This window comes from Actinotignum stranguriae, assembly GCF_051265215.1.
Classification (GTDB): domain Bacteria; phylum Actinomycetota; class Actinomycetes; order Actinomycetales; family Actinomycetaceae; genus Actinotignum; species Actinotignum schaalii_C.
In genome coordinates, this window is sequence record NZ_JBOZCJ010000007.1 from 38,858 (window position 1) to 61,088 (window position 22,231).

Annotated in this window: 19 protein-coding genes and 1 tRNA gene; 15 read left to right on the forward strand and 5 right to left on the reverse strand. The window is 62.7% G+C overall.

Annotated features, from left to right (window positions below):
• Positions 1-76 precede the first annotated feature (76 nt).
• Positions 77-1,525: an HD domain-containing protein gene (locus ACRQEG_RS03945; RefSeq protein WP_320757708.1), complete on the reverse strand. Its 1,449-nt coding sequence runs from the start codon at positions 1,523-1,525 to the stop codon at positions 77-79.
• Positions 1,526-1,726: 201 nt separating this feature from the next.
• Between ACRQEG_RS03945 and ACRQEG_RS03950 the strand changes: the two genes are divergently transcribed.
• On the forward strand, positions 1,727-2,542 hold the full coding sequence (locus tag ACRQEG_RS03950) for an SDR family NAD(P)-dependent oxidoreductase (RefSeq protein WP_320757707.1): 816 nt from the start codon (positions 1,727-1,729) through the stop codon (positions 2,540-2,542).
• Positions 2,539-3,372 (forward strand): lysophospholipid acyltransferase family protein, encoded by an 834-nt coding sequence (locus tag ACRQEG_RS03955; protein ID WP_320757706.1) that lies wholly within the window; start codon positions 2,539-2,541, stop codon positions 3,370-3,372. The genes ACRQEG_RS03950 and ACRQEG_RS03955 overlap by 4 nt, the downstream gene beginning before the upstream one ends.
• Positions 3,373-3,377: 5 nt before the next feature.
• Here the strand turns inward: ACRQEG_RS03955 and ACRQEG_RS03960 are convergent, their stop codons facing one another.
• The 4 genes from ACRQEG_RS03960 to ACRQEG_RS03975 all read right to left on the reverse strand — a co-directional run bounded on the left by ACRQEG_RS03960 (position 3,378) and on the right by ACRQEG_RS03975 (position 8,777).
• Positions 3,378-4,985, reverse strand: a complete 1,608-nt coding sequence (locus ACRQEG_RS03960; protein WP_320757705.1) for a sensor histidine kinase — start codon at positions 4,983-4,985, stop codon at positions 3,378-3,380.
• 9 nt (positions 4,986-4,994) lie between these two features.
• Entirely contained in the window at positions 4,995-5,738 is a 744-nt protein-coding gene (locus ACRQEG_RS03965) for a response regulator transcription factor (protein ID WP_320757704.1), read from the reverse strand.
• A 240-nt stretch (positions 5,739-5,978) separates the two neighbouring features.
• The gene (locus ACRQEG_RS03970; protein ID WP_016443286.1) at positions 5,979-6,734 is read right to left on the reverse strand and encodes a PspA/IM30 family protein; all 756 of its coding nucleotides are present in this window, start codon (positions 6,732-6,734) and stop codon (positions 5,979-5,981) included.
• Between the two features lie 102 nt (positions 6,735-6,836).
• Positions 6,837-8,777 (reverse strand): TPM domain-containing protein, encoded by a 1,941-nt coding sequence (locus tag ACRQEG_RS03975; RefSeq protein WP_320757703.1) that lies wholly within the window; start codon positions 8,775-8,777, stop codon positions 6,837-6,839.
• Positions 8,778-8,992: 215 nt separating this feature from the next.
• On the opposite strand from ACRQEG_RS03975, the gene ACRQEG_RS03980 reads away from it, so the two are divergent.
• The 13 genes from ACRQEG_RS03980 to ACRQEG_RS04040 all read left to right on the forward strand — a co-directional run bounded on the left by ACRQEG_RS03980 (position 8,993) and on the right by ACRQEG_RS04040 (position 21,784).
• Positions 8,993-9,370 (forward strand): cold-shock protein, encoded by a 378-nt coding sequence (locus ACRQEG_RS03980; protein WP_026428428.1) that lies wholly within the window; start codon positions 8,993-8,995, stop codon positions 9,368-9,370.
• Entirely contained in the window at positions 9,363-10,211 is an 849-nt protein-coding gene (locus ACRQEG_RS03985; protein ID WP_320757702.1) for a DUF3027 domain-containing protein, read from the forward strand. The genes ACRQEG_RS03980 and ACRQEG_RS03985 overlap by 8 nt, the downstream gene beginning before the upstream one ends.
• 16 nt (positions 10,212-10,227) lie before the next feature.
• Entirely contained in the window at positions 10,228-11,682 is a 1,455-nt protein-coding gene (gene manA / locus ACRQEG_RS03990) for a mannose-6-phosphate isomerase, class I (protein ID WP_435730937.1), read from the forward strand.
• A gap of 299 nt (positions 11,683-11,981) precedes the next feature.
• Entirely contained in the window at positions 11,982-13,457 is a 1,476-nt protein-coding gene (locus tag ACRQEG_RS03995) for an NCS2 family permease (protein WP_320757906.1), read from the forward strand.
• Positions 13,458-13,681: 224 nt separating this feature from the next.
• A complete protein-coding gene (locus ACRQEG_RS04000) occupies positions 13,682-15,217 on the forward strand; it encodes an MFS transporter (RefSeq protein ID WP_435733786.1) in 1,536 nt (511 codons plus the stop codon).
• Positions 15,210-15,914: a metal-dependent transcriptional regulator gene (locus ACRQEG_RS04005; RefSeq protein WP_320757905.1), complete on the forward strand. Its 705-nt coding sequence runs from the start codon at positions 15,210-15,212 to the stop codon at positions 15,912-15,914. The genes ACRQEG_RS04000 and ACRQEG_RS04005 overlap by 8 nt, the downstream gene beginning before the upstream one ends.
• Positions 15,915-16,317: 403 nt before the next feature.
• Positions 16,318-17,052 (forward strand): C40 family peptidase, encoded by a 735-nt coding sequence (locus tag ACRQEG_RS04010; protein ID WP_320757904.1) that lies wholly within the window; start codon positions 16,318-16,320, stop codon positions 17,050-17,052.
• A 127-nt stretch (positions 17,053-17,179) separates the two neighbouring features.
• Positions 17,180-18,091: a universal stress protein gene (locus tag ACRQEG_RS04015; protein ID WP_320757903.1), complete on the forward strand. Its 912-nt coding sequence runs from the start codon at positions 17,180-17,182 to the stop codon at positions 18,089-18,091.
• A gap of 139 nt (positions 18,092-18,230) precedes the next feature.
• A tRNA-Arg gene (locus tag ACRQEG_RS04020) sits at positions 18,231-18,302 on the forward strand.
• A gap of 223 nt (positions 18,303-18,525) precedes the next feature.
• Positions 18,526-18,804, forward strand: coding sequence for a hypothetical protein (locus tag ACRQEG_RS04025; RefSeq protein WP_320758305.1), 279 nt, complete (start codon positions 18,526-18,528; stop codon positions 18,802-18,804).
• Between the two features lie 11 nt (positions 18,805-18,815).
• Complete coding sequence (locus ACRQEG_RS04030; RefSeq protein ID WP_435730935.1) at positions 18,816-19,466, forward strand: zeta toxin family protein; 651 nt, start codon at positions 18,816-18,818, stop codon at positions 19,464-19,466.
• 9 nt (positions 19,467-19,475) lie between these two features.
• Positions 19,476-20,759 (forward strand): glycosyltransferase, encoded by a 1,284-nt coding sequence (locus ACRQEG_RS04035; RefSeq protein ID WP_435730936.1) that lies wholly within the window; start codon positions 19,476-19,478, stop codon positions 20,757-20,759.
• On the forward strand, positions 20,756-21,784 hold the full coding sequence (locus tag ACRQEG_RS04040) for a PIG-L deacetylase family protein (protein ID WP_320758324.1): 1,029 nt from the start codon (positions 20,756-20,758) through the stop codon (positions 21,782-21,784). Before ACRQEG_RS04035 ends, ACRQEG_RS04040 begins: the two co-directional genes overlap by 4 nt.
• Positions 21,785-22,231 lie beyond the last annotated feature (447 nt).

The following is a 22,231-nucleotide window of genomic DNA, read 5'->3' on the forward strand; positions in this document are numbered from 1 at the left end:
CTAACAGACCCGGCCCGCAGTTCGCAGGTTCGGCCGCGCTCTACCGATCCGGCCGCACGTGAGTGCCCGGCCGTGTTTACATATCCGGTTCGCGCTCGATCCCGTGCGTGGGGGAGGGGGCGGCGGGCCGGGCCACAATATCGCCTTCCGGGTCATCTTCGATCAGTGGCGGGATGGTCTCCGTATAGCGTGGGTTACGCCGGGGCGTACCCTCGCGTTCCTTTTCTTTCCACACCTCTGCCTGGGCGCGATCCGCGAGCGGGGAATCAATATTCTCCGCCAGCGCAATGGCTTCATCGCGTTCCTTTTCCGCCGCACGCCGCCGCTCATTAATCTTATTGAGCATGGCCTGGGAAACTTCCTCGCGTTGGCGTTTACGGATCTGTTCGGCGCTCAGCTGCGGCTCACTCGCTGCGGTATCCGGCCCGACCGGGAGCACCCGCGTCACCTCGCCGGAATCCTCCTCCGGAATACGAGCTTCCACCGCCTCCAAAGTGGAGGTTTCGGTACGGGCATCGCGGTAGGCATCTGTTCCGGCCGGCGTTACGGGCGCGGCTGGCGCAGTGAGGGGTGGCAGCGTCGTCGTACCTAAATCGGTATCCCCCGGGCGCGTAACATCTGCCGTTCGCGCCGCATCCGTGGGGCGAACGGTACCTGCCGGGCGTGGAGCCTCCGCAGCGTTCGCACCGTCCGCCATTCGCGCCACGTCCGCACCCGGTTCCGGCTCAGCCAGGCGCTTGCGCAGCTTCGCGGCCTCCGCCTGCAAATTCTGACGCGCCGCATCCTCCCATTTTTGGCCCTCGGGCGTATAAAACAAATGCTTGCGCTCCAGCAGCTTCGCTACGATTTTTTCGCGCCCGCGCCAGAAACTCTCATCGGGAATATGTGGGTATTCCTCGCGAATCGCCTGAGTATAGCGCCGGTAACTCTGCGGGGAGGAGGCCAAAATTGCCAGGTGTGCATCACGCAGCACCATAATGTCAATATCTTGCTCGGCGGTCCCCAGGCTGGTGGCCGGGGCGCGCCCCATAACCGGCATCGCGGTGAGCGCCGGCGCCTTCATACCCCAAATCAATTCGGCCACCCGGCGCGCGGTTTCGGGAACGATGCCGAGCTGCGTCAGTTCATTTTCGGCAGTGCGCGCAGAAAGCAACTCATCTTCACCCCCGCGTTTCGTGTAAACACGGTAGCGCGACGTCGAAAAAACCACCCCGTGGTACCAGGCAGCAAGCCGCACGGTATCCGGGTGATGCGTTTCGTTAATGAGCTTTTCCACATTGGCAAGCATGGCCGTGAGGTGGTGAATATCGTGGAAGATGCGATCAGGTTCCGACCAGCGCCTGAGAACAGCAGCGCACGTCTCCTGAATCTCCGCGCTGGACGCGGTCGCCCCCAGCCCCGTCACTGCCTTCTCGAAAGAAACCGGCAGCCACGAAGGAACGGACATATTTCCTCCCACCGTGGTGCGCACCCGCGGCGAACTTTTCGCCAGGGGACGACGACGCACGTCGCCCTCCGCACTCAAACGCAACTGATTCTAATCATGCCCCGGCCCGGGTGGGGACACTTTGGGCCTTCTCGCACGCTAGGACCGCCGAGGGAGAGTGCGGCTCGGCCCTCGGAGCGCCCGCTGGCAGCGCCCCGGGCCCGCCACTTTTCGCCCAGCTGAACGCGATAACCGGGTCGGCGAGGTGCACGGGCGCGGCCGGTGCACTAACGTAGAGACGTGATATCTGACGCAGCCTTCTCCGCATCGCCCGCCGGGCAGCGGCCTCGGGCACTGGTGACCGGGGGAAGTTCCGGTATTGGGCTCGCTTTCGCCCGCCAGCTCGCTGCCCGCGGGTACGCGCTGGTTCTGGTGGCGCGTGGGAAGGAACGCCTGAATGCCGTTGCCGAACAATTCCGGGCCGGTGGCGTGGAATGCGAAACGATGTGTTGCGATCTAGGTGTGGGGAACGACGTCGCACGCCTGTGCAGCTACCTAGATGACCATGCTGTTGATGTGGTCGTGAATAATGCCGGGGCCGGTCTCTACGAGAGTCTCGTGAACGGGGATATGGACCGGATTGAGGCCGCGGCGGCCCTCATGGCGGGAGCGCCAGTACGGATCGGTGCGGCGGCCACGGCGGCGATGGCTGCGCGAGGGAAGGGCACCCTCATAAATATTGCCTCGGTGCAGAGCTTTGTTCCCATGGGCGCCTACGCGGCCCTCAAATCCTTTGTGCGGGTATGGTCCGAATCGCTGGCTGTGGAACTGCACGGCAGCGGGGTGACGGTGACCGCGGTACTGCCCGGATGGGTACGCTCGGATTTCCACCGCAACTCCGGCGGGAAACGCTCCGGGGTTCCCGATGCGCTCTGGCTGGAACCCGATACGGTGGCGCGGGCCGCGCTCGCGGCGGCCGCGCGCGGAAAAGTCCGCTGTACCCCCACGGTGCGCTACAAGATTATTGGTTTCCTCGCGGAAAAGGGCCCGCGCTGCGCGGTAAACTGGGTGGCAAGGAAAATTAATGGCAGTGGGCGAAAGGCGGACCGCGGGTGAGTGAGCTCGAACCGATCGATCCGTATTTGGATGAGTCCAAAGCCCGCCGCCGGCATCGGGTGCGCCGCGCCCTCACGAAACCGGTCATGTCCACGATTCTCCGACCCACCGTGCTGGGAGAGGAAAATATCGAAAACCTGGACGGCGCGTTTATCCTGGTGCCTAATCATTCCTCGCACCTGGATGCTCCCATGGTTTTCTCGCTGCTTCCCGATAAACTCACTGAGCGGTTAGCGACCGGGGCGGCCGCGGATTATTTTTATCGCCGCCGCGGCATCTCCAATCTCACCTCGTTGTTCTTTAATACTTATCCCATTGAGCGCGGTAAAAAACCCACCGGGAAGGCTGGTTCGGAATACCAGCCCGGCCGCGCCAAAGGGATGACGGGCCGTCTACTGGCCGCGGGAGTTCCGATTCTGATTTTCCCGGAAGGCACGCGATCACGCACCGGGGAACTCGGTACCCCGAAGGCGGGTGCCGCGGCCCTCGCCCAGCGTTTCAATGTTCCTATTGTTCCCATCGCCATGTCCGGTGGGCATGAAGTTATGCCGGTGGGTGCGGTGCTCCCCAAATTCCGCGGCGAGGTCTTTTTGTTTATCGGCAGGCCTATGTATGGCCTCGCGGAGGAAGACCCGGCTGATTTTATGGGCCGGGTCTTCACCGCCATTGAGATGATGCTCGAGCAGAAAAGTGCGCACCCGCTCACCCCGGAAGGTGCCAGTCCTTTCGATTTGCCCGAGACCGGCGAGATACCCGATGCTGCCGAGGCGCCCGATGCTGGCGAGACGCCCGATGCTGGCGAGACGGGCGAGTTTCCGGAAACTGAGTAGCTCGCTTAGCCGGGCGTTGCCGGATTCTGACACGGCTCGGTCGGGGCGGGGAAGGTGAGCTGCACGGTGAGCCCGCCACCGGGGGTGGTTAGCGCCCGGGCGGTACCGTGGTGTGCGGCCATAATAGCGGCAACAATGGCAAGACCTAGGCCGGAGCCCCCTGATTCGCGCGAACGTGAATAGTCCGGGCGGTAGAAACGCTCGAAAATTCGCTGGGAATCGGCTTCGGAGATACCGGGGCCGTGATCACGCACCTCAATAGTGGGGTGGCCTTCCGCGATGCCCACTGCCACTTCTACCGGGCTGGCTTCCGGGGCGTGTGCGAGCACATTAGAAAGCAGATTTGCGATCACCTGGGTGATGCGATCCGCATCCCCGTGGACTTCCACCGTATCGGGCGCTGGGGTGCTCCCATCCAAAGCAACCACCGTGGCGGTGCGTTGCGGGGCGCGCACCCGGAAATCGAGGATGGCGTTATCTGCCAGCTTGGCAAGATTGACACAGTCAAGGTTAAGGGGGCGGTTTTCGTCCAGGCGGGCCAGCTGGAGCAAATCCTCCACGAGCCCGGCCATCCGGTTGGCTTCCGATTCCACTCGCTCCATCGCCTCAGGGACACGCTCGGGGGGAACTCCGCCCAGGCGATATAGCTCGGAATACCCACGCACGGTTGCTAGCGGGGTGCGTAATTCGTGAGAGGCGTCCGAAACGAAGCGTCGCATTTTTGCTTCCGAACGTTCCTTTTCCGCGAAGGCATGCTCGATTTGAGCGAGCATAACGTTAATGGAATTAGCGAGCATCCCAACTTCGTCGTCGTCCTGACCGTGCGGAACACGTTCGGCCAGATGTCCTTCCGCGATGGTATGCGTGGCCGCCTCGATATCACGCAGGGACCGCAAGGTACGCGATACAAGACCGGTAACGGCCAGGCCGGCCGCCAGCACGGTTGCGAGCCCGGCGAGCACAAAAATAAGGCGCAGGCGCGCAATAGTAAACTCGATCGGCCCGAGTGGCTGGGCAATAATGATATTCCCGGTAATGAGACCGCCGGTGGAGGAAGGGCTAATAGGGTGAACCAGCACCCGCCAATCAGAGCCATACAGGGTGGAAGGAACCGTCACGGGTTCTTCGGACCCCAGTCTGGCAATATGCTCGAGATCGCGCGGGTAGCCGAATTCTTCTACGGCCCCCGGATTGGGTAGTTCGTAGGTGGTCACGTCCCGCTGCCCGGCAATAGCCCAATTGACCCGCACGAAGAAATCGGAGAGGTTGAGGGAGGAGGACTGGCTGGCACCGGGCAGATCCTGCAGGAACATCCGCTCCACCGAGCGCGCATTCGTGGTCAGATCCTGGTCGATAGTGGAGACCAGGTATTGCTTGAGGAGGGTGACCGAGGCGAAACCCAAAAAGGTTGCCGCGGTTCCCACCAGGATGACAAAAGCGATAATGAGGCGGCCGGCTAGGGTGCGGGCCGGCCGCAGCGCGCGCCGGAAAACTCCGCTGCGGCGGGCGCGCCCGGGAGAATCGGCAGCCGGCTTGCCAGGCTGCGCCGGGCGGCTCGGCACCGGTGCAGCCCCCGAGCTTTCCGGCGGGAGCGGATCGTGACGTTGGGTCATAACCGAATGTTATTTGGAAGCACGCAGAACGTAGCCGATGCCACGGCGAGTGTGGATGAGAGGAATGAGATTGCGGGCCTCTTCCTGATCGGTAATCCCCAGGGCTTCCGGGGAATCAATTTTGCGCCGCAAATAGGAAATATAGGATTCCACGATGGAGATCTCACCCTGCCAGTTGTAATCCCAGACGTGGTCGAGGATCTGTGATTTGGAAACCACTCGTTCGGCATTAATAATGAGATAGCGCAGTAGCTTGAATTCGGTGGGGGAGAGCTCCACCGGCCGGCCGGCGCGGGTGACCTCATACGAATCTTCGTTCATTTCCAAGTCCGCGTAGCGCAGCACCGCCGATTCGGTTTCTTCCGGGCTGGTGCGCCGCAGCACCGCGCGGATACGCGCCACTACTTCCTCCAGGGAGAAAGGCTTGGTGATGTAGTCATCCCCGCCGACGGTCAGGCCTTGGACTTTGTCCTTCACATCATCGCGGGCGGTGAGGAACAGCACCGGCAGATCGTGATCGCGTTCGCGCAGCCGGCGCAGCACCTCAAAGCCGTCCATGCCCGGCATCATAATGTCGAGGACGGCCAGATCCAGGTGCTGATTTTGCTGGTGGGCGAGGGCTTCCGCGCCATCGGCGGCGGTGTACACATCGAATCCGGCGAACCGGAGAGAAACGGAAAGAAGTTCGCGAATCGAGGGCTCATCATCAACAACGAGGATGGCCGCTTCGGGAGTGTGCTCGGTAGGCGTCATGATGTTAAGGAAACCCGAGGTATCTGGAAGCTTCCTGAAAGTTTGCGGGAAGCGAAAGCAAAGCCGTGGGAGCGATAGAAGTGGAACGACGCCCCGGGCCGGGGTGGCCTTGCCACCCCGGCCCGGGAAGCCACGCCGCGCTTGGGTCACCTAGGTGCATGCGGCGTGTGCTTGTGCCCGGTGTGGGATATTCCCCGCGCCGGAGAACTGTGTGCTTGAGGAGCGGAGGAGCCAGGTACTTTAGTAGCTAGTGAAGTCCCGGCCTTCGATTTGCTCGGGGGCTTCCCCGCTTTTGAGGGCAGCGAGGCGCGCTTCGATTTCTGCGTCGTCGGAATGATCCTCCAATTCGGCGAATTGATCGGCCAAGCTCAGGGAGGCAACTTCGGCCTTGCCCTGGGCCAGGGCTTCCTGGCGGCGGACTCGGTCTTCGAAACGGGCCAGTTCACTGGTGGGATCCAGCACGTTGATCGAGGAGATGGCATCCTGCACCTGGCTTTGCGCCTGTGCGGATTTCTGGCGTGCCACCAGGGTATCGCGCTTGTTCTTGAGCTCGGTGAGCTTCTCCTTCATCTGGGTGAGCCCGGATTTGAGCTGTTCAACGACCTTTTCCTGGGAGGCGAGCATGGGTTCGGCATCTTTGGCTTCGCGCTCGTATTGAATCTGCTTGCTCAACGCCACCTTCGCCAGGTCATCCCAGTGGTTCGCACCCGCTTCATCGCCCTTGGCCCGCATCTCATCGGCGCGGCGCGAGGAGGCGATAGCTTTCTGCCCCCAGTCACGGGCGGCTTTGATGTCCTCGTTGTAATCGGATTGTGCCAGGCGCAGATTGCCCACGGTCAGGGCAACGGCATCTTCGGCTTCCGCAATGGAATTCTTGTAATCCCGCACCATCTGGTCGAGCATCTTCTGCGGGTCTTCAGCGCGGTCGAGGAGCGCGTTAATATTTGCCTTCGCCAGCTGGGTAATGCGTCCGAGGATTGTTTGTTTTTCAGCCATGATCAGCCTTTCTCTGTGTGATCGAGTTAGGAATGTGTGATGAATAATGGATAAATAGTATCCGGGCGGGGCGCGATCAACGGACGCACGCAGCCACCGGTATTAGAATGAACGGCTCCCTCCTCCCGCGGCGCCCCCGCCACCAAATCCGCCGGAGCCACCTCCAAAACCTCCGAAACCACCGCCGAATCCGCTGGAACGGCCCCCGCCGAAACCGGAGCCCCAGCCGGAACCCCAGCCAGAATTGTGGCGGGATCCGCCCCCGGAGAGCGAGCCGAGGAACATCCCGAGCAGCAGGCTACCTACGTCCCCGCCACCGTTATTGCCACCATAGCCACCGGAGTTGCGGGCGGACATCGCTTCCTGGACCGCATCCATGGCGCGCTGGGCATAGGATTCGGCCCGCGTGTAATAATCGCGGCGCTTAGCCAGGTCATCGCTGGTATCCCCGGCTTGTAAGGCAGTGCGAGCCGCCTCCAGCGGGGCGCGTGCTTCGTTCCCGGTGCTCCAGCGGTTTTGCGAGACCATCGCCTCCGCCCGCTGCACCGTGGCCCGGGCCCGCTGGCGATCCCGTTCCACTCCGGCTGCCTGGCGGCGGTAGTTTTCCTCCGCGTTCCGGGCCGGGGCGAGCGCCCCGTCCAGGTCATGTTCCGCGTCGGTGAGTTCCCGAATTCCGGCCAGCGGATCCACCCGCTCTCCGCGATATTTCTCCACCAGCGCCGCCGCCCGGTCCCGTGCGGCGACCACCTGGGCATTATCCCCGCCGATGCGATGGGCATCCGCAATATCCGCGGAAATGGAAGAGATATGCTCAGCCAGTTGGGCGAAGGCTCGATTAATAGATTCTTGGACGTTAGAAATCGCGCGGTAGCGTTCCGCAGCCTCATCCAAAGCCTGCTCAGCGATACGCACAAACGGCACGGCCTGGTTGCGTTCGCCCCCGCTGAGCAGCCGATCAACCTGCCCGAGCGCATCCTCCGCCCCGGCCACGAGAGACTCAATATCCCCTGGGTAGGTGCGGAAAGTTGCCACCGCGCCCTCCCCGTAACTTGCCGCCAGCGAGTCCAATTGCCGGGCAGCGCTGGGAAGATGAGTGCGAATATCCGTCACGCCTTCGCGCACCCGCGCCGCGGCCTCCTCCACATTCGCCGCTAAATCACGCAGCCGGGCAAATTCTTCTTCCTGTTCGGTAATGGCTCGCTGTGCTTTTTCGGTCAGTTCCACAATCGCGGTGTTATAGGCACGCACCTGCTCCGGGGTATCGGGGATATCGTCGTCCAAGAGCTGGCGTTGGTTGAAAGCTTCTTGGAGATAGTGCTGTGCCTGCGCAAGCGCTTGGTCAAAGCCGCGCACTGAGTTCACCCCGAATTGTGCCCGCGCGAAATTGAGTTCCGCGGCGGCGCTGCGCACGCCGTCGTCTGTCGCTAAAAGTGCGGCTGCGGCACGTTTGCCGAGCGCGGCAAGATCTTCACGAGTTTTATTTTCCGCTTTTTTACGTTTGCGCGAACGCACGAAAATAATGGCCCCGATAATAACGACGACGACGCCACCCCCGAGCGCCAGACCGCCCCAATTCGTTTCTTCCCCTTGCGCTAAGGCCCTGGTGTAGGCGAGGGAACCTTCCAGCCAGCGGCCATCCCGGTAGGCGGCGCGGACCTCCGCGGTAAAAGCCCGGTCCAGATCTGAGGCGGAGAAACTTGAGCGGCCGTAGGCGTAGCTGAACTGGCGGCTATCCACGGCCACCGCGATGAGGGTAGCATCGCTGGACAGCCCGGCACGGTTGAAAGTTTCGATGGGCCACTGGTCCGCGCTGGCGCCGTCGAATCTGTTGATAAAAACGAAACGCACCGCGTAATCCGTCTCATCTTGGAGGCGGTCAAGGGAAGTACGCAGCTGCTCTTCTTCAGAGGCGGAAAGCACCTGGGCGTGATCGGTGACCGGGTCAACGCTGGTGAGGGGTTCTTCCGCGGCGGCCAGTGGGCCGGAGAGCAATAGAGCGCTTGCGAGCGCTAATGTTCCAGCTAGCCGGCGTGCGATCCCCATAATTTCAACCTTCCGTGTGCCCGGTGGTGCTCACCGGGTTTACCCCTTACGTGGCGGACGGCACAATTTAACCACAGCATTCTGGGAGTCGGATGGGAAAAGAGGCCGGGGCGTTCAGCCGGTAGCGTTGCCTGTGCCCGCGGGGGCGCTGGTAGAATGACGCTGGTGCTTCGCCCGACCGTGTGCGAAGCGTTTTTGCTAGAAATGAGAGTGTTGTGCCAACCGGAAAGGTTAAGTTTTTCGACGCCGCTAAGGGCTTCGGCTTTATTGTCAGCGATGAGGACGGTGCGCAGGTCTTCCTGCCCTCCTCGGCCCTCCCGGAAGGGCTCACGCCGCGCAAGGGTCAGCGGGTGTCCTTCGGGCTTGCCGATACGCGCCGCGGCCCGCAAGCACTCAATGTCGAACCGATAACCAAACTTGAATCGCTCGCGCGGAAGAATAGGCGTTCCCCGGAGGAAACGGTGGTGATCGTGGAAGATCTCATTCGGCTTCTGGACGGGGCCTCCACCCAGCTTCGGCGCGGTCGCTACCCGGAAGGGGGAGGGCAGATCGCGCGCGCCTTGCGTGCGGTTGCCGATGATTTTGATGCCTAAGAATGAAGAACATGACAACTACGCGGGGGAAGAATCCGCCGCGCTCCACTTTCCCGATGTGAGGGTGGAAGGGCATGCGGATGAGGGTGCAGATATGGCGCGCCCGGAGGACCGCGTTGATGAAAATATAGCGGTGGCACCCGATGATAAGCGGGTGGAACCGCTGCCCGGTCTGCCCGAAGATCGAGTCCTTGCGGGGGCTGTTGATGAGGCGCGGGAAACCCTCCTTGGGGCTATTGCCGAACGTTTCGTGGGGGAGTACGCAGGATTCCTCGCCGAGGACACCCGGGTGGTGTCCTACCTCTTTACCTGTACTCATCCGGGGTATCACGGTTGGTACTGGAGTATTACGGTGAGCCGAGCGAGTCGGGCCCGTACCGTGACCTTTAACGAAATTGAGATGTTGCCCGGGGCGGGCGCTTTGCTGGCTCCGCGCTGGGTGCCGTGGAGTGAGCGGCTGGCCAAGCTGGAAACGGAGAAAGCGCAAGCGCGGGCAGCCTCGGAAAAGGAACGTCAGGATTCGGCGCGGGCCGCCGCAGCGGGCAGGGCCGAGCGGGCTGAGCGCAGCGGCCGGCGCCGCCGGGTGCGCCGCAAGGTCGCGGTGGCGGAAAACGAAACGGCCGGGGTTGAAACGGAAACCGCAGCGGCGGCAGATGTGCCGGCAGCGGAAATGGCAGCCCCAATAGCGGATTCTGTACCGGTATCGAAAGTGGCCGCGGAAGCAACCGTGAAAGAAGCCGTTTCGGCAGCCGTATCCCCGGTGATTCGCCGTGGGCGCGGGCGGACCGTGGTGCGCGGATCGCGCGGGCGGCGCTACCAGGCCACCGGCACCCTGAGCTAAAACAGGAGCGGCTGTGATGCGGATCCAGGGGCGGGCCAGAGATTATGCGTGGGGCGGTACCAGTGCGCTTCCCGCGCTCTTTGGCTACGCTCCGGCGGAAACCCGGGTGGCGGAAATTTGGCTCGGGGCCCACCCTGATGATTCGGCCCAGGTGGTCAGTGCTGCGGATGCACCACTCTTCGATCTGGCCCAGCTCTACCCCTCCGCACCCGCTGGGGAACACCGGCTCGGGCGTGAAGATGAGGTGGGTGGGCGCGCGGGCGCCGCGGTACGCGCTCCGGGCGGGCGGCGGCACGCGCGGCACCGGGCTGGCCAGCCGCGAGGCGTGCGCACGTTGGATCGCTCGGAGCTTTCGGCTTGCCTGGAGCCTTCGGACAACCCGGATCTCCGGGAACGCTCGGAACGTACCGAAGAATCCGCTACTTTTTTGGGCGCCGGCCGATCGAGCCTACGTGATCTTATTGCCCGGGCACCCGGAGAGATGCTCGGTGCGGATGTGGCGCGCCGGCACGGGGGTGAATTACCGTATTTACTCAAACTCATTGCCCCGGATCAGCCGCTGTCCCTCCAGGTGCATCCCTCTCTCGAGCAGGCCCGTGCGGGTTTCGAGCGGGAAGAAGCCGCCGGAATTTCCCGCACCGCTCCCCATCGCTCCTATCGGGATCGCAATCACAAACCGGAACTGGCCTATGCTCTCACGCCTTTCGAGGCTATTTGCGGGCTGCGCACCCCGCGCCGCATCGCCGAAGTGCTGGGTAGTCTCGGGCTGCCCCTCACGGATCGGCTTGCGGCTCTCGTGGAAGAACGCGGGGTGGGCGCGGTGTTCGCCGATCTGCTTTCCGCGGGAACCCGCCCTTCTCCTGAACAGATTCAGCAGGTGGTAGCAGCCTGCGCCGCGCGCCTGGAGCGGGGAACTTCACCCTCCCCGCGCGCGGACCGCATCGTGGAAACCCTGGCACAGCACTATCCCGGCGACCCCGGAGTGGTAGCTTCCCTCCTCATGAATCCTGTGAGTTTGCGCCCCGGCGAGGCACTATTTATCCCCGCAGGGACAGTGCATGCGTACCTGTCTGGAACCGCGGTGGAAATCATGGCGGCCTCAGATAATGTGCTGCGCGCCGGCCTCACCCCGAAACATGTGGATGTGGAGGAACTGGTGCGGATTATGGACGATGCCGCCGTCCCTCCCATTCGCATCGCCCCCGAGCATATGAGCGAGGCGGTGTCCACTTTCTACGTTCCCGTGGATGATTTTGAACTCTCGGTCGTTCATCTGCGCGATGCTACCTCCACGGAAAAGTTGCGTTCGCGCGGCCCGCGCACGGTGGTCTGCCTGGAAGGTGCAGTGGAAATCTTTGCCGGAGGTCGGCGTGAACCGCTCAACTCGGGGCAGGCGATATTTGTTCCGCACAGTGACGGGGAGCTGGCGGTACGGGGATTTGGCGACGTCGTCGTCGCATCTGTTCCGTAACAATCCGGGTCGCACGGGTGTCGATACGCTCCACACCCGCAGCCGCGTGGCCGGACTCACGCCGGTATTGGGCTGGGAGAAAACCGCGCTACCGCGCCGTTTCTCCACGCCACTTTGCGCACGTCTCGAAATGTGAGACGAAATGAGCGGAAAAGTGTCCACATAGTGAGACTTATCTTGCGTGGGTGGTGGTCACGGTTCAAGAATGAGTGCTGGTGGCGGTCAGGACCGCCCGAAAATCTGCGGATCACGCGCTCGCCTGGCGCGCAGCGGACCGCACGACAACCGAGGAGATCTTCGTGAGCGTAACTTCCACGCACGTCGAGACGAACCACAGCACAACCTCCGAGCCGAAGCGGGATTTTTTCCGGCTGCGCGAACGCGGGACCACCGTGGCCCGGGAAGTGCGCGGCGGGCTGGTCACCTTCGTGGCCATGGCCTATATTCTGGTTCTTAATCCAATTATTCTTTCTGGGCAGGATTCCACCGGAGCCTACCTGGGCGGCGGCACCGAGGGTCCGAACCTCCCGGCCATCGCTGCGGGTACCGCTATCGTTGCGGGTGTGATGACGCTGCTCACCGGCGTTATCGCGAATTTCCCGCTCGCCATGGCGGCCGGGCTGGGACTCAATACCATCGTCGGCGTGGTCATCGTGCAGATGCCCGGTATGACCTGGGCTGACGGTATGGGCATTATCGTCATCGAAGGTATCGTTATCACGCTGCTCGTGGTGACGGGCCTGCGTGAAGCTATTTTCCGGGCGGTGCCGAAGTTCTTGCGCACCGCCATTTCTGTGGGCCTGGGGCTCTTTATTACCCTGGTTGGGCTGGTCAATGCCGGGCTTATCCGCCCCGGCGCAGGTACCATCATGTCCTTCGGAATTAACGGTTCCATCGCCTCCTGGCCGCTGGCTGTCTTCGTTTTCGGTCTTTTCCTCACCGCGATCTGCCTGCTGCGCGGGGTTCCCGGCGCGCTCCTCATCGGCATCGTGTCCTCAACCGTCGCGGCCGTTATCGTCAATATTGTTGCCAAGCCCGGAAACGTGGCCGGCGGTGACGTAGCTGGCTGGAACGGTGGGGCACCCGCACTGAACGGCTCCCCGGTGCAGATCCCGGACTTCTCCACCCTCGGTGCTTTCTCCGTGGTGGGTCCTTTCCAGAAGATCGGCGTGATCTCCGTCGTGGTGCTGGCCTTCTCCGTGATGCTCGCCGACTTCTTCGACACCATGGGCACCATGGTCGCGGTGGCCTCTGAAGGTGACCTTCTCGATGAGGACGGCATGCCCTATCACACCTCCCGCATCCTGCTCCTCGATTCCATCGCGGCGCTGGCCGGCGGTATGGGCGGCGTATCCTCCAACACCTCTTTCGTTGAATCGACGACGGGCGTAGCTGACGGCGCGCGCACCGGCCTCGCCTCGGTGACCACCGGTGTGCTCTTCCTGCTCTCCATCTTCTTTGCCCCGCTCGTCACTCTGGTTCCTTCCGAAGCGGCCGCTCCCGCGCTGGTCGCGGTGGGCTTCCTCATGATGCAGCAGGTGACCGAGATTGATTGGGAAGATCTGAGCGTGGGTATCCCGGCCTTCCTTACCATCGCGCTCATGCCCTTCTCCTACTCCATTACGGTCGGCATCGGGGTGGGCTTCGTAGCCTTCGTCATCATGTCGGTGGCCGCCGGGAAGACCCGCCGCGTGCACCCCCTCATGTGGGGAACCTTCGTGGCCTTCGTGGTCTACTTCCTGCTCGATCCGATTCAGAAATTCTTGCTCGGCTAAGCACATCTCAGTTCTGCGCAGCACTGTGGCTGCCAGCTCAATCACGCAGGGCCTACCCGCACGGGTGGGCCCTGCGTGCGTCGTCGTACCATTTTCGCCGGTGAGACAAACGTGAGCTTCGCCCGGCCGTGCGTGATAAACTCACCGCAGATAGCGCAACTGCGAGCTCGCCGCGCCCGCCGGCCGCTATGGATATCGGATTTTTCTGCAGGGGGCAGGATTTAGTGGGGCGTACATTCGCCAGTTTGAAGTACCGCAACTACGCTATTTGGTTCGCTGCCTCGTTGGTCGCCAATACCGGCGGGTGGATGCAACGCACCGCTCAGAACTGGCTCGTCATGAGCGACCTCACCAATAATGATGCTTTCGCCGTCGGTATTGTCACGGCGCTGCAATTCGTTCCCATTCCTTTTATTATGCCGTTGGCCGGAGCGCTCGCTGATCGCCTCGATAAACGCAAAATGGTGGTGCTCACCCAATTCGGAATGCTGCTCACCGCGGTGGCCCTGGGGGTACTGGTCCTCCTGGGCTGGGCGAATGTGCTGGTGGTCTGTCTTTTCGCCCTGGCCATCGGGGTGATTCAATCTTTCGATAATCCCCCGCGTCTCGTTTTTATTTCCGAATTGGTGCCTCCGCGCTGGCTACCGAATGCGGTGGGCTTGAATTCCATGTCCTTTAATATTGCGCGCCTGATCGGGCCCGCGCTGGGCGGCTTGCTTATTGGCATTATTGGGACCGGCTGGGTTTTCATTATTAACGGCATCATGTTCGGGGCTACCCTTATTGCGCTGGCGCTCATGCGCCCGGAAGAATTCCATCCGGCACCCCGCCCGGAAAAGAAGGTTTCCGCGATTCAGGGGACGATTGACGGCCTGCGTTACGTGGGCAACCGCTCCGATCTTCTCGTGATTTTCGCGGTGGTGGGCGTGGTTTCCTGCCTGGCCATGAACACCCCGCTCACCACGGTGTCCATGTCCACCATGGAATTCCACGCCGACTCCACCCAATTCGGCATTGTTTCTTCTATGGTCGCGGTTGGTTCGCTATCCGGTGCCGTGGTGGGGGCGCGGCGTACGAAGCAACCGCGTGTGCGCTCCGTGGTAGGAGCGGGCGTAGCTATGGGTATCGCGGTTACTGCCAATGCACTGGCCCCGAATTTGCTGATCTACACCCTCACCCTGGTGCCGGTCGGTTTCTTCATGCTCATTATGCTCACCGCCGCCAATGCCGCGGTGCAGATGTCCACTTCTCCGCAGATGCGCGGGCGCGTGGTCTCCCTCTACCAAACGGTCAACCAGGGCGTGACTCCGATCGGTTCCCTGGTGGTGGGCGGTATTTCCGGGGCAGCCGGGGCGCGCTGGGGTGTGGGCATTGGCGCGATTGGCTGCCTGGTGGCTACCGTGGGTGCCTACCTGTGGGGCCGGCGCAAATGGGATGTGGAAGTGCACTACCGGGTGCGCCATCCCTTCCAGCTGGAGATTCTTGGCCCGCTCGAACATGAAAATGAGGAGCGCGAAGCTGAACTACGGGCCAATCGCACCGGGCAAACGGATAGCGGGCAAAGTTTCACCGCGGAGGACCACGACGAAGTCGAGGCCGATCTTTTCGAACCTGAAGATGAAGCCCACGATGCCGAAACTGGGCATTCCCCGCAGCGCGCGGGCGGCTTAGAATGGCAAGATACGCATGAGGAACCGGATGTGGATGGGTACCCGAATGCCGCCCCCGCCGCTGAGACGAAGGAGACGCGCGATGAGTGATGACCTTGTTGATACCCGCGAAATGTACCTCAAAGCGGTCTACGAACTCGAAGAAGAAGGAATCGTTCCGCTGCGTGCTCGGCTCGTGGAGCGCCTGAGTCAATCCAAACCCACCGTCTCGGAAACTGTGGCACGCCTAGAGCGCGACGGCATGATGTACCTGGATACCAACCGCGCTATTGTCCTCACCAAGGAAGGCCGGCGCATCGCTACCAGCGTGATGCGTAAGCATCGGGTGGCCGAATGTTTCCTCCTCCACGTGCTCGGGATGCCCTGGGAACACGTCCACGCGGAGGCTTGCCGCTGGGAACACGTCATGTCCCGCGAACTAGAAGAACGCATTGCCCACGTGCTAGGGGAGCAGGGCTACGAGCTCAGCCACGATCCTTTCGGCAACCCGATTCCCGCGGAAAATTCCCTGGGCCCCGGCGCTGATATAGCCGCGCGAACCGGCCTGCTCGCCGTGGCGGATTACCTGGAGCGCAACCCGAGCGGTGGGAAAGTTACCATTGCGCGCATCGGTGAAGTGATCCAGACTGACGACGACGTCCTCGAGGCTATGGCCGCGGCCGGCATTAAACCCGATGCTGCGGTGACCCTCAGTGTTGAAGGCGACGGCGATATTCTCGCCCACGGAGCAAGTGGGGTATTTCCTCTGACTGATTGGATTCGCAAACACCTCTTGGTGCATGCCTGAGGTAGCCGGGCTGAAGGTGCCACTTCCCGGGAGGTAGCGTGCGCCAGGCGCTGGTGAAGGCTGGGTGCGGAGCCTGTCTCAGGTGGTGACGGTGGGCGCCCGGGGTAGCGGAGCGGTAGCACAGCGTCGTCGTAATGCATGGTCTCCACCACAATTCGTCACTGCGATGTAACTTAAGCCGCAAAAAAGTATATCAAAACGTTATAAACTGGTGCTGGGAAAAGCCTGGTATCACGCGAAAAAGGTGGAGGAAAGGCCGGGAGATCGCCGTTTTAGGATGATAACGACCCTCCTGTGCCACTTGTTACATAAACGTGACAATTCGTTGCCTAATCGTTACGCTAATGAACGTACCGCAAGTGCCCCTCGGGCGCGCAGGAAAACTTTTGTAGGAGATCATCCCATGACCGGACGCCACGCTCTTGATACGCGGTCGCAGGCTCATAACCTGGCGAACCCCGCAGTACGTGGTCTCACCGCAGCTCTCGTTGTGGGCGGCGCGGCAGCACTGATCGTTCCGAATGCGGCGGCTGATACCGCGGCCGCGCCCGCCAAGGCGGCGCTGTCTAATCCGCACGCGCAGGACGTTGCTGCTGGCATCGCCGGCACCACGAGCGCCACCTCGGAATGGAAGATCGAACAGATCAACATTCAATCCGCAGCTCCGGCTATTGAAGTAGCCGCCCCGGCCGCCAGCGCCACCACCGCCGCGGCGGACACCGCCACCACTTCCTCTGATAACGATGCCACTCCCGCCGCCGCGGGCATTGGTGTGGAAGTGGAAGCCGCCCCCAGCGCCATTGGCTCCTCCGTTCTTGATACCGCGCTCAGCGGTGTGGGTTCGCCCTACGTGTGGGCTGGCACCACCCCCTCCGGCTGGGATTGCATCGGCTTCGTGCGCTGGGTTTACGCCCAGCACGGCGTTGCTATCGGCGGGTACACCACCTCGGTGCTCTCGGTGGGGCGCCAGGTTTCCTACGCGGAAGCCCAGCCCGGTGACATCCTTTACTGGCCCGGCCACGTGGCGATCTCGCTGGGTAACGGCCAGAATGTGGCCGCGTGGAACCCGGGTATGGGTACCCGCGTGGGGCCGGATTCATGGTGCGGTGATACCCCCATCGTCATCCGCGTTTCCTAAGGCGCGTCCTCGCGAGGCTTGAGAAGAATTATGTACGAACGCCGTCGGAACTCCCGGCGGCGTTCGCATTTTACCCACGGTTCCACCCCGGGGCGTGCCCGTGGGAGAATGGGCAACGGAGGTAACGATGTACCAGCATGAGAATTCCGTGGTCGTCGGGGTGGATGGCTCCCCCGAATCGCGGGCGGCGCTTATATGGGGTGCGCACGTGGCCGTGAGCCGCAATGCCACCCTGCGGGCCCTCACCTGCTATCAGGAAGGCCCGGATCCGCGCGGATCCTATGAAAGCGCCATGAGTATCGCGCGGGAGGCGCTCGCCCAGGAAGGCGTGGCGGGCCTGGCAGGGCTGGAAGCCACCGCGGTGGCGCTGCCCGGGGACCCGGTTGAGCTGCTCTTGGCAGAGTCTAAAATCGCTTCCCGGCTGGTGGTGGGGTATTCCGGGGCCGATACCGCGGATATTGACCAGCTGGGTGTGGTGGCCGGCGCGATTGTTTCCAAGGCGTACTGCCCGGTTGCCGTGGTGCCGCTCCAGCACTCGCGCCGCCTGCCTATCCGCCATATTGTGGTGGGAGTGGACGGCTCGCAGGAATCAAAATACGCGCTTAATCTGGCGGTGCGGATGGCCGGGCGCTGGGGTGCGCAGGTCTCCGCAATTAACGCGGTATCGGTCACGCGCGCCGGGGGCGGCCTACTTCCCGGCGGGGATATGACCCGCGAAATTTTGGATGATACCCGCCTGGGCCTGGAAGAAACCGTGGCCGAAGTGCTGCGCGGGGATGAAACCGTACAGGTGCGCTGCTACGCGGTGGAAGGCTCCGCGGCGGAAATCATGGCCGAATTTTCTAGCTCCGTGGACCTTGTGGTTGTGGGTGCGCGCGGCCGTGGCGGAATTACCGGGCTGCTCTTCGGCTCCACCAGCCACACGCTGCTCCTCGGTACCCAATCGCCGGTGCTCGTGGTGCCGACCCACGCCACCAAAAACCTCCACGTTCCTGATACCAATGTGCCCTGGGATGTTCCCGATCCTTCGGCGCAGTAGCTGGTGCGGTGGCGCGAGGTGCCCGTGTGGTCTCGTGCGCGGGGTCTGCAGTAAGTAGCGCCCACGGTGCCACGCAGAGTAACCTGGAACGGTTATCTTATTCCCACCGTCGTTCGGATGAATGATCGGCGGTGGGCCCGCCCTCGTAGCTCAGGGGAAGAGCGACCGCCTCCTAAGCGGTAGGTCGAAGGTTCGAATCCTTTCGGGGGCACAAAAGATCGGTGCGCGGGGTGGCATAGTCGGGTCTGCAGATAGTGACGTGCTGGAGGATCGCGGCAGCAATAATACGCGAGAGCGATGATCTGCTTGGTTACGTGCAGAGAAATGGTGCTGGTATGGCGGAACTCGTATGCATAGTACGATCAACTTGGGGAGGGTAGCCCGTATTGGGGCTACTGCTTAGGATAGAACAAGGGCGAAAGGGGCGTGACACCATGACTGAGCCTTTTGGGTACGAGGACTATTCCGACACGGTTCTTTATGACGTGTTCTATGAAGCCGGAACGATGCTTTGCGCGCGGTATATTTCCCTCTCCAGGCAGGCGGATATTGCGGGTGACGAAGCACGTCGAGCGGTTTATGACGGTAAATACCTCGAGCTCATTGAGCAACGCGATGCTGTGAATGAAAATGATCGGGCGGAACAGATTCGTTGTATTCGCTCGTGGCATACACTGCGTGAGCAATTACCTGCCACTCTTTCTCATGTGTGATCTTGATATCCGTGCAGAGTGGATCCGTCGCGTTAAACCGCGAGTGTTCGCCAGATCTCGGGTATCGCTATCGCCAGAACGATCCTCTCCGGATGCCTCACATAACTGCCCAAGCTTCTGGCCAATGGATCGCGATGTGCATCGATTGGGCGTCACGAAATTCGTATTCCACTCTGGTTGAAGGAACATGGCGCAATACCGCGATGGTAATAACCGAAGCTAGGAAAGCACGCGAGCTCGGGCGCCGCACACACGCGGTTATTGTTGTGGTTCCGCCGGTGCTGTCCCAAGCAGGATTATTGGAGCGATTTTACGCGGATCGGTTACGCGGCTTGCCTGCGCGCTGGACGCCACCCGAAGCACACGAGGTGGCAGTAAACGCGCTTGACCAAACGGTTGCGGCGGTATGCGCGAGCATTAGTCCTTTTGATCGTTTCACGGTTACGAATCGTTCGGGTAGCTATCTTTACGACGGTGCACCGGCGAACCGCGGTCTCGAAGTGTTCCGGCGTGAGTTCCATAGGGGGCTTTCCGTGCAGGAAAAGGAATATTTAGCGGAGCTCGTTCCTCGCTTGGACGAAGGTATACGGACCTTCACTCCCGACGATATGCCTGTTAGGGCACTTGTGGAGAGTATTCGGAAAACTCTCAAATCCGGGTAGGCTGGGGGAATGACCTTGGGAAATACGCACCACGCACAAGAACCGAATAGGGGCGACGGCGCACTCGCCCCGCTCCATATCGCGATGACTTCGGTGCACACCTCCCCACTGGCCACTCCCGGATCCGCTGATGCCGGCGGCCTCAACGTGGTGGTAACCAATACCGCACAGGCCCTGGCCCGCGCCGGGCACCGGGTCGATCTGGTCACCCGCGCCAGCGAACCTGGCCAGCCTTATATGCATGAGGTCATGCCGGGCGTGCGCGCTTTCTTCTTGCCAGCCGGCCCGCGCCACCCCGTGGCGAAAAGCCACACCGATGGCCTCGTCGCTCCTTTCACCGTGGAATTCCGCCGGTGGATGGCCGAGCACGGCAGCGGCGTCGATCTTATCCACTCCCACCACTGGTTCGCGGGCGTGGCCTGCCTGCCCGTCTCCCAAGAAACCGGCCGCCCTCACGTGCAGTCTTTCCATTCGGTGGCGGCGCGGGAAGGCCAGAATCTTGCCGACGGTGAACCCGCGGAATCCGCTGGGCGGGTGCCCGGCGAGGCGCGCTGCGTGCGCGAATCGGATCTCATCATTGCGGTATCCCAAGCGGAAAAAGAGATGATTGCGCAGCGCTACGGCACCCCGCCCTGCCCGGTCACCATCGTGCACCCGGGCGTGGATATTGACATGTTCCGCCCGGCTAGCTCGGTGGCCACCGCCCCCGACTGTGTCACCGAGGTAACCGGGGGGCGGGACTATGTTTTCTTCGCTGCGCGGCTCCAACCCCTGAAAGCCCCGGATTTAGCGATTCGCGCGCTCGCGGAGCTACCCGCCGGCACCCGGCCGCTCCTCGTTATTGCCGGGGCGGCCTCCGATGACTTCGCCGGCTACGAGGACCACTTGCGCGCCGTCGTAACCGAAACGGGAATGGAAAGCGACGTGCGCTTCATCGGCCCGCTTCCACGCACCGGCCTCGCGGCATTCCTCGCCCACGCGCAGCTCCTCCTCAACCCTTCTTTCTCGGAAACTTTCGGGATTATCAACGTGGAAGCGGCCGCCTGCGGCACCCCCGTGGTGGCCTGGGATTCCTCCGGGATTCCCGAATCGGTGCACGGCGGCGTGACGGGCACCCTGTGCCGCAGCCGCGAGCCACGCGAATGGGCCGGTGCGGTGCGAGCCTACCTGGACGCCCCGGCTTTGCGGGCCCGGCACGGCGCCGCGGGGCGCGCTTTCGCCGAATCGCGCACCTGGGACGCGGTGGCACGCGATTACGCCGCGTCTTACCGCAAGCTCGGGAGGCAGGCATGATCACGCCTCGCGAGTTTGATGCTCGCGTGTGCAACGGCGCGGCTGCGCGCCCGTGGAGCTGGGACCCCAGCGGGCCGCTCTTCGCCCGCACCCTCTTCCTCCACGCCCACCCGGACGACGAAGCGATCCAGGCCGGCGGGCTCACCGCGCTCCTCACCGCCGCCGGGCACCGCGTCAGCATCCTCACCTGCACCCGAGGCGAAGAAGGTGAAGCGGTCCCCGGAATCTTGCCCGCCGGGGCGGGGGAGGCCGAACTCGTTGCCCGGCGCGAAGCAGAAATCACCCGGGCGCGCGCGATTCTCGGGGTGACGGATAGTTTTTGGCTCGGCACCGCGCCCGCTCTCGCATCCGGCGCCGTCCCGCGTCGCTACCGCGATTCCGGGATGACCTGGGTCGCTCCCGGGGTCGCCGGTCCCGCACCCAGCGCCGGCCCGAGCGCTTTTTCACGCGCGGAGCTGAGTGAAGAAATAGCAGATGCGCGGGCGCTCCTCGCGCACGTGCGGCCCACTGTCATTATTGGGTACGACGCCGCAGCAAGCTACGGCCACCCCGATCATGTGCGGGTGCATCACCTGGCTCGCGCCCTCGGCCGGATTACCGGAATTCCCGTGCTTGAGCTGGCTTCCACTCCCGGGCAAGCCGGATGGTGCTATCGCACCGCTCGGGAGCATGAAGTCACTGTGGTGGCGGCGCTACGTTGCTATGCCTCGCAGCTGACCATAGTTGATCGCACGGATCCCGCGCTGGCTGGCCTGCCGGTTATCGGTGCCCCTGATTCGGGTTCCGCAGCGGTGGATACGGTGTGTGATGCGGTACTGACTGCTGCGTATAGCGGGGAGCATCGTCCCGAAACGGATGGGGAGCCCGCCCCGCAGCTGCTTATTCGGCACGTGGGTGGCCAGCTCCAGGAGCTCCCTCTCTGGCCGGGATTGCGCCCGGCCGAGGGTGCGTCGTCGTTCTCTATTCCGGATTCTTCCGTGCCTGCCACTACGGCGGCCGCACCTTCCACGCCGGTGGCGGAATAAAGCCATAATTTTTGGCTTATTACGGCGCGCATAGGGACTTTTACGCCGGATCTGAGTAGCGTTAAGGTCGTGACTCCTCTCTTCAAACGTTCTTCTCGCCGGCATCCGGCTCGTGAATCTCTTTCTCGTGAAACCGCCGCGGTTCCCGAGACCGCCGCGGTGCCCGCGGGCGACCCCGCTGAATCCGCGCAGGATACGCCCGTAGTGTCCGCACCGGCCGCGGCACCCGCGGATGCCCTCGCAGTAACCGGCTATACAGTGCGGAGGCTGCCGGCAATTCCGCCACGCCAGCTGAACAGGCGAGGCAGACCGGCGCCGCCGGCGTCGTACCGCACGGCGCTTCGGAAACCGCAGCCGCGCAGCACGGGACCGAAAGCGACAGCCACGCCCGTGACGCGGAGGAGAATCCCACCCCGCTTCCCGCCCCGCAGCGTGAAGAGCTCGTCT

Excerpts from the sequence above, each read along its gene's own strand:
- ACRQEG_RS03960 (WP_320757705.1), bottom strand. The coding sequence starts at position 4,985 with ATGACCCAACGTCACGATCCGCTCCCGCCGGAAAGCTCGGGGGCTGCA.
- ACRQEG_RS04025 (WP_320758305.1), top strand. The coding sequence starts at position 18,526 with ATGACTGAGCCTTTTGGGTACGAGGACTATTCCGACACGGTTCTTTAT.
- ACRQEG_RS04040 (WP_320758324.1), top strand. The coding sequence starts at position 20,756 with ATGATCACGCCTCGCGAGTTTGATGCTCGCGTGTGCAACGGCGCGGCT.
- manA (WP_435730937.1), top strand. The coding sequence starts at position 10,228 with ATGCGGATCCAGGGGCGGGCCAGAGATTATGCGTGGGGCGGTACCAGT.
- ACRQEG_RS04035 (WP_435730936.1), top strand. The coding sequence starts at position 19,476 with ATGACCTTGGGAAATACGCACCACGCACAAGAACCGAATAGGGGCGAC.
- ACRQEG_RS03975 (WP_320757703.1), bottom strand. The coding sequence starts at position 8,777 with ATGGGGATCGCACGCCGGCTAGCTGGAACATTAGCGCTCGCAAGCGCT.
- ACRQEG_RS04005 (WP_320757905.1), top strand. The coding sequence starts at position 15,210 with ATGAGTGATGACCTTGTTGATACCCGCGAAATGTACCTCAAAGCGGTC.
- ACRQEG_RS03985 (WP_320757702.1), top strand. The coding sequence starts at position 9,363 with ATGCCTAAGAATGAAGAACATGACAACTACGCGGGGGAAGAATCCGCC.
- ACRQEG_RS04015 (WP_320757903.1), top strand. The coding sequence starts at position 17,180 with ATGTACCAGCATGAGAATTCCGTGGTCGTCGGGGTGGATGGCTCCCCC.
- ACRQEG_RS03965 (WP_320757704.1), bottom strand. The coding sequence starts at position 5,738 with ATGACGCCTACCGAGCACACTCCCGAAGCGGCCATCCTCGTTGTTGAT.
- ACRQEG_RS03970 (WP_016443286.1), bottom strand. The coding sequence starts at position 6,734 with ATGGCTGAAAAACAAACAATCCTCGGACGCATTACCCAGCTGGCGAAG.
- ACRQEG_RS04010 (WP_320757904.1), top strand. The coding sequence starts at position 16,318 with ATGACCGGACGCCACGCTCTTGATACGCGGTCGCAGGCTCATAACCTG.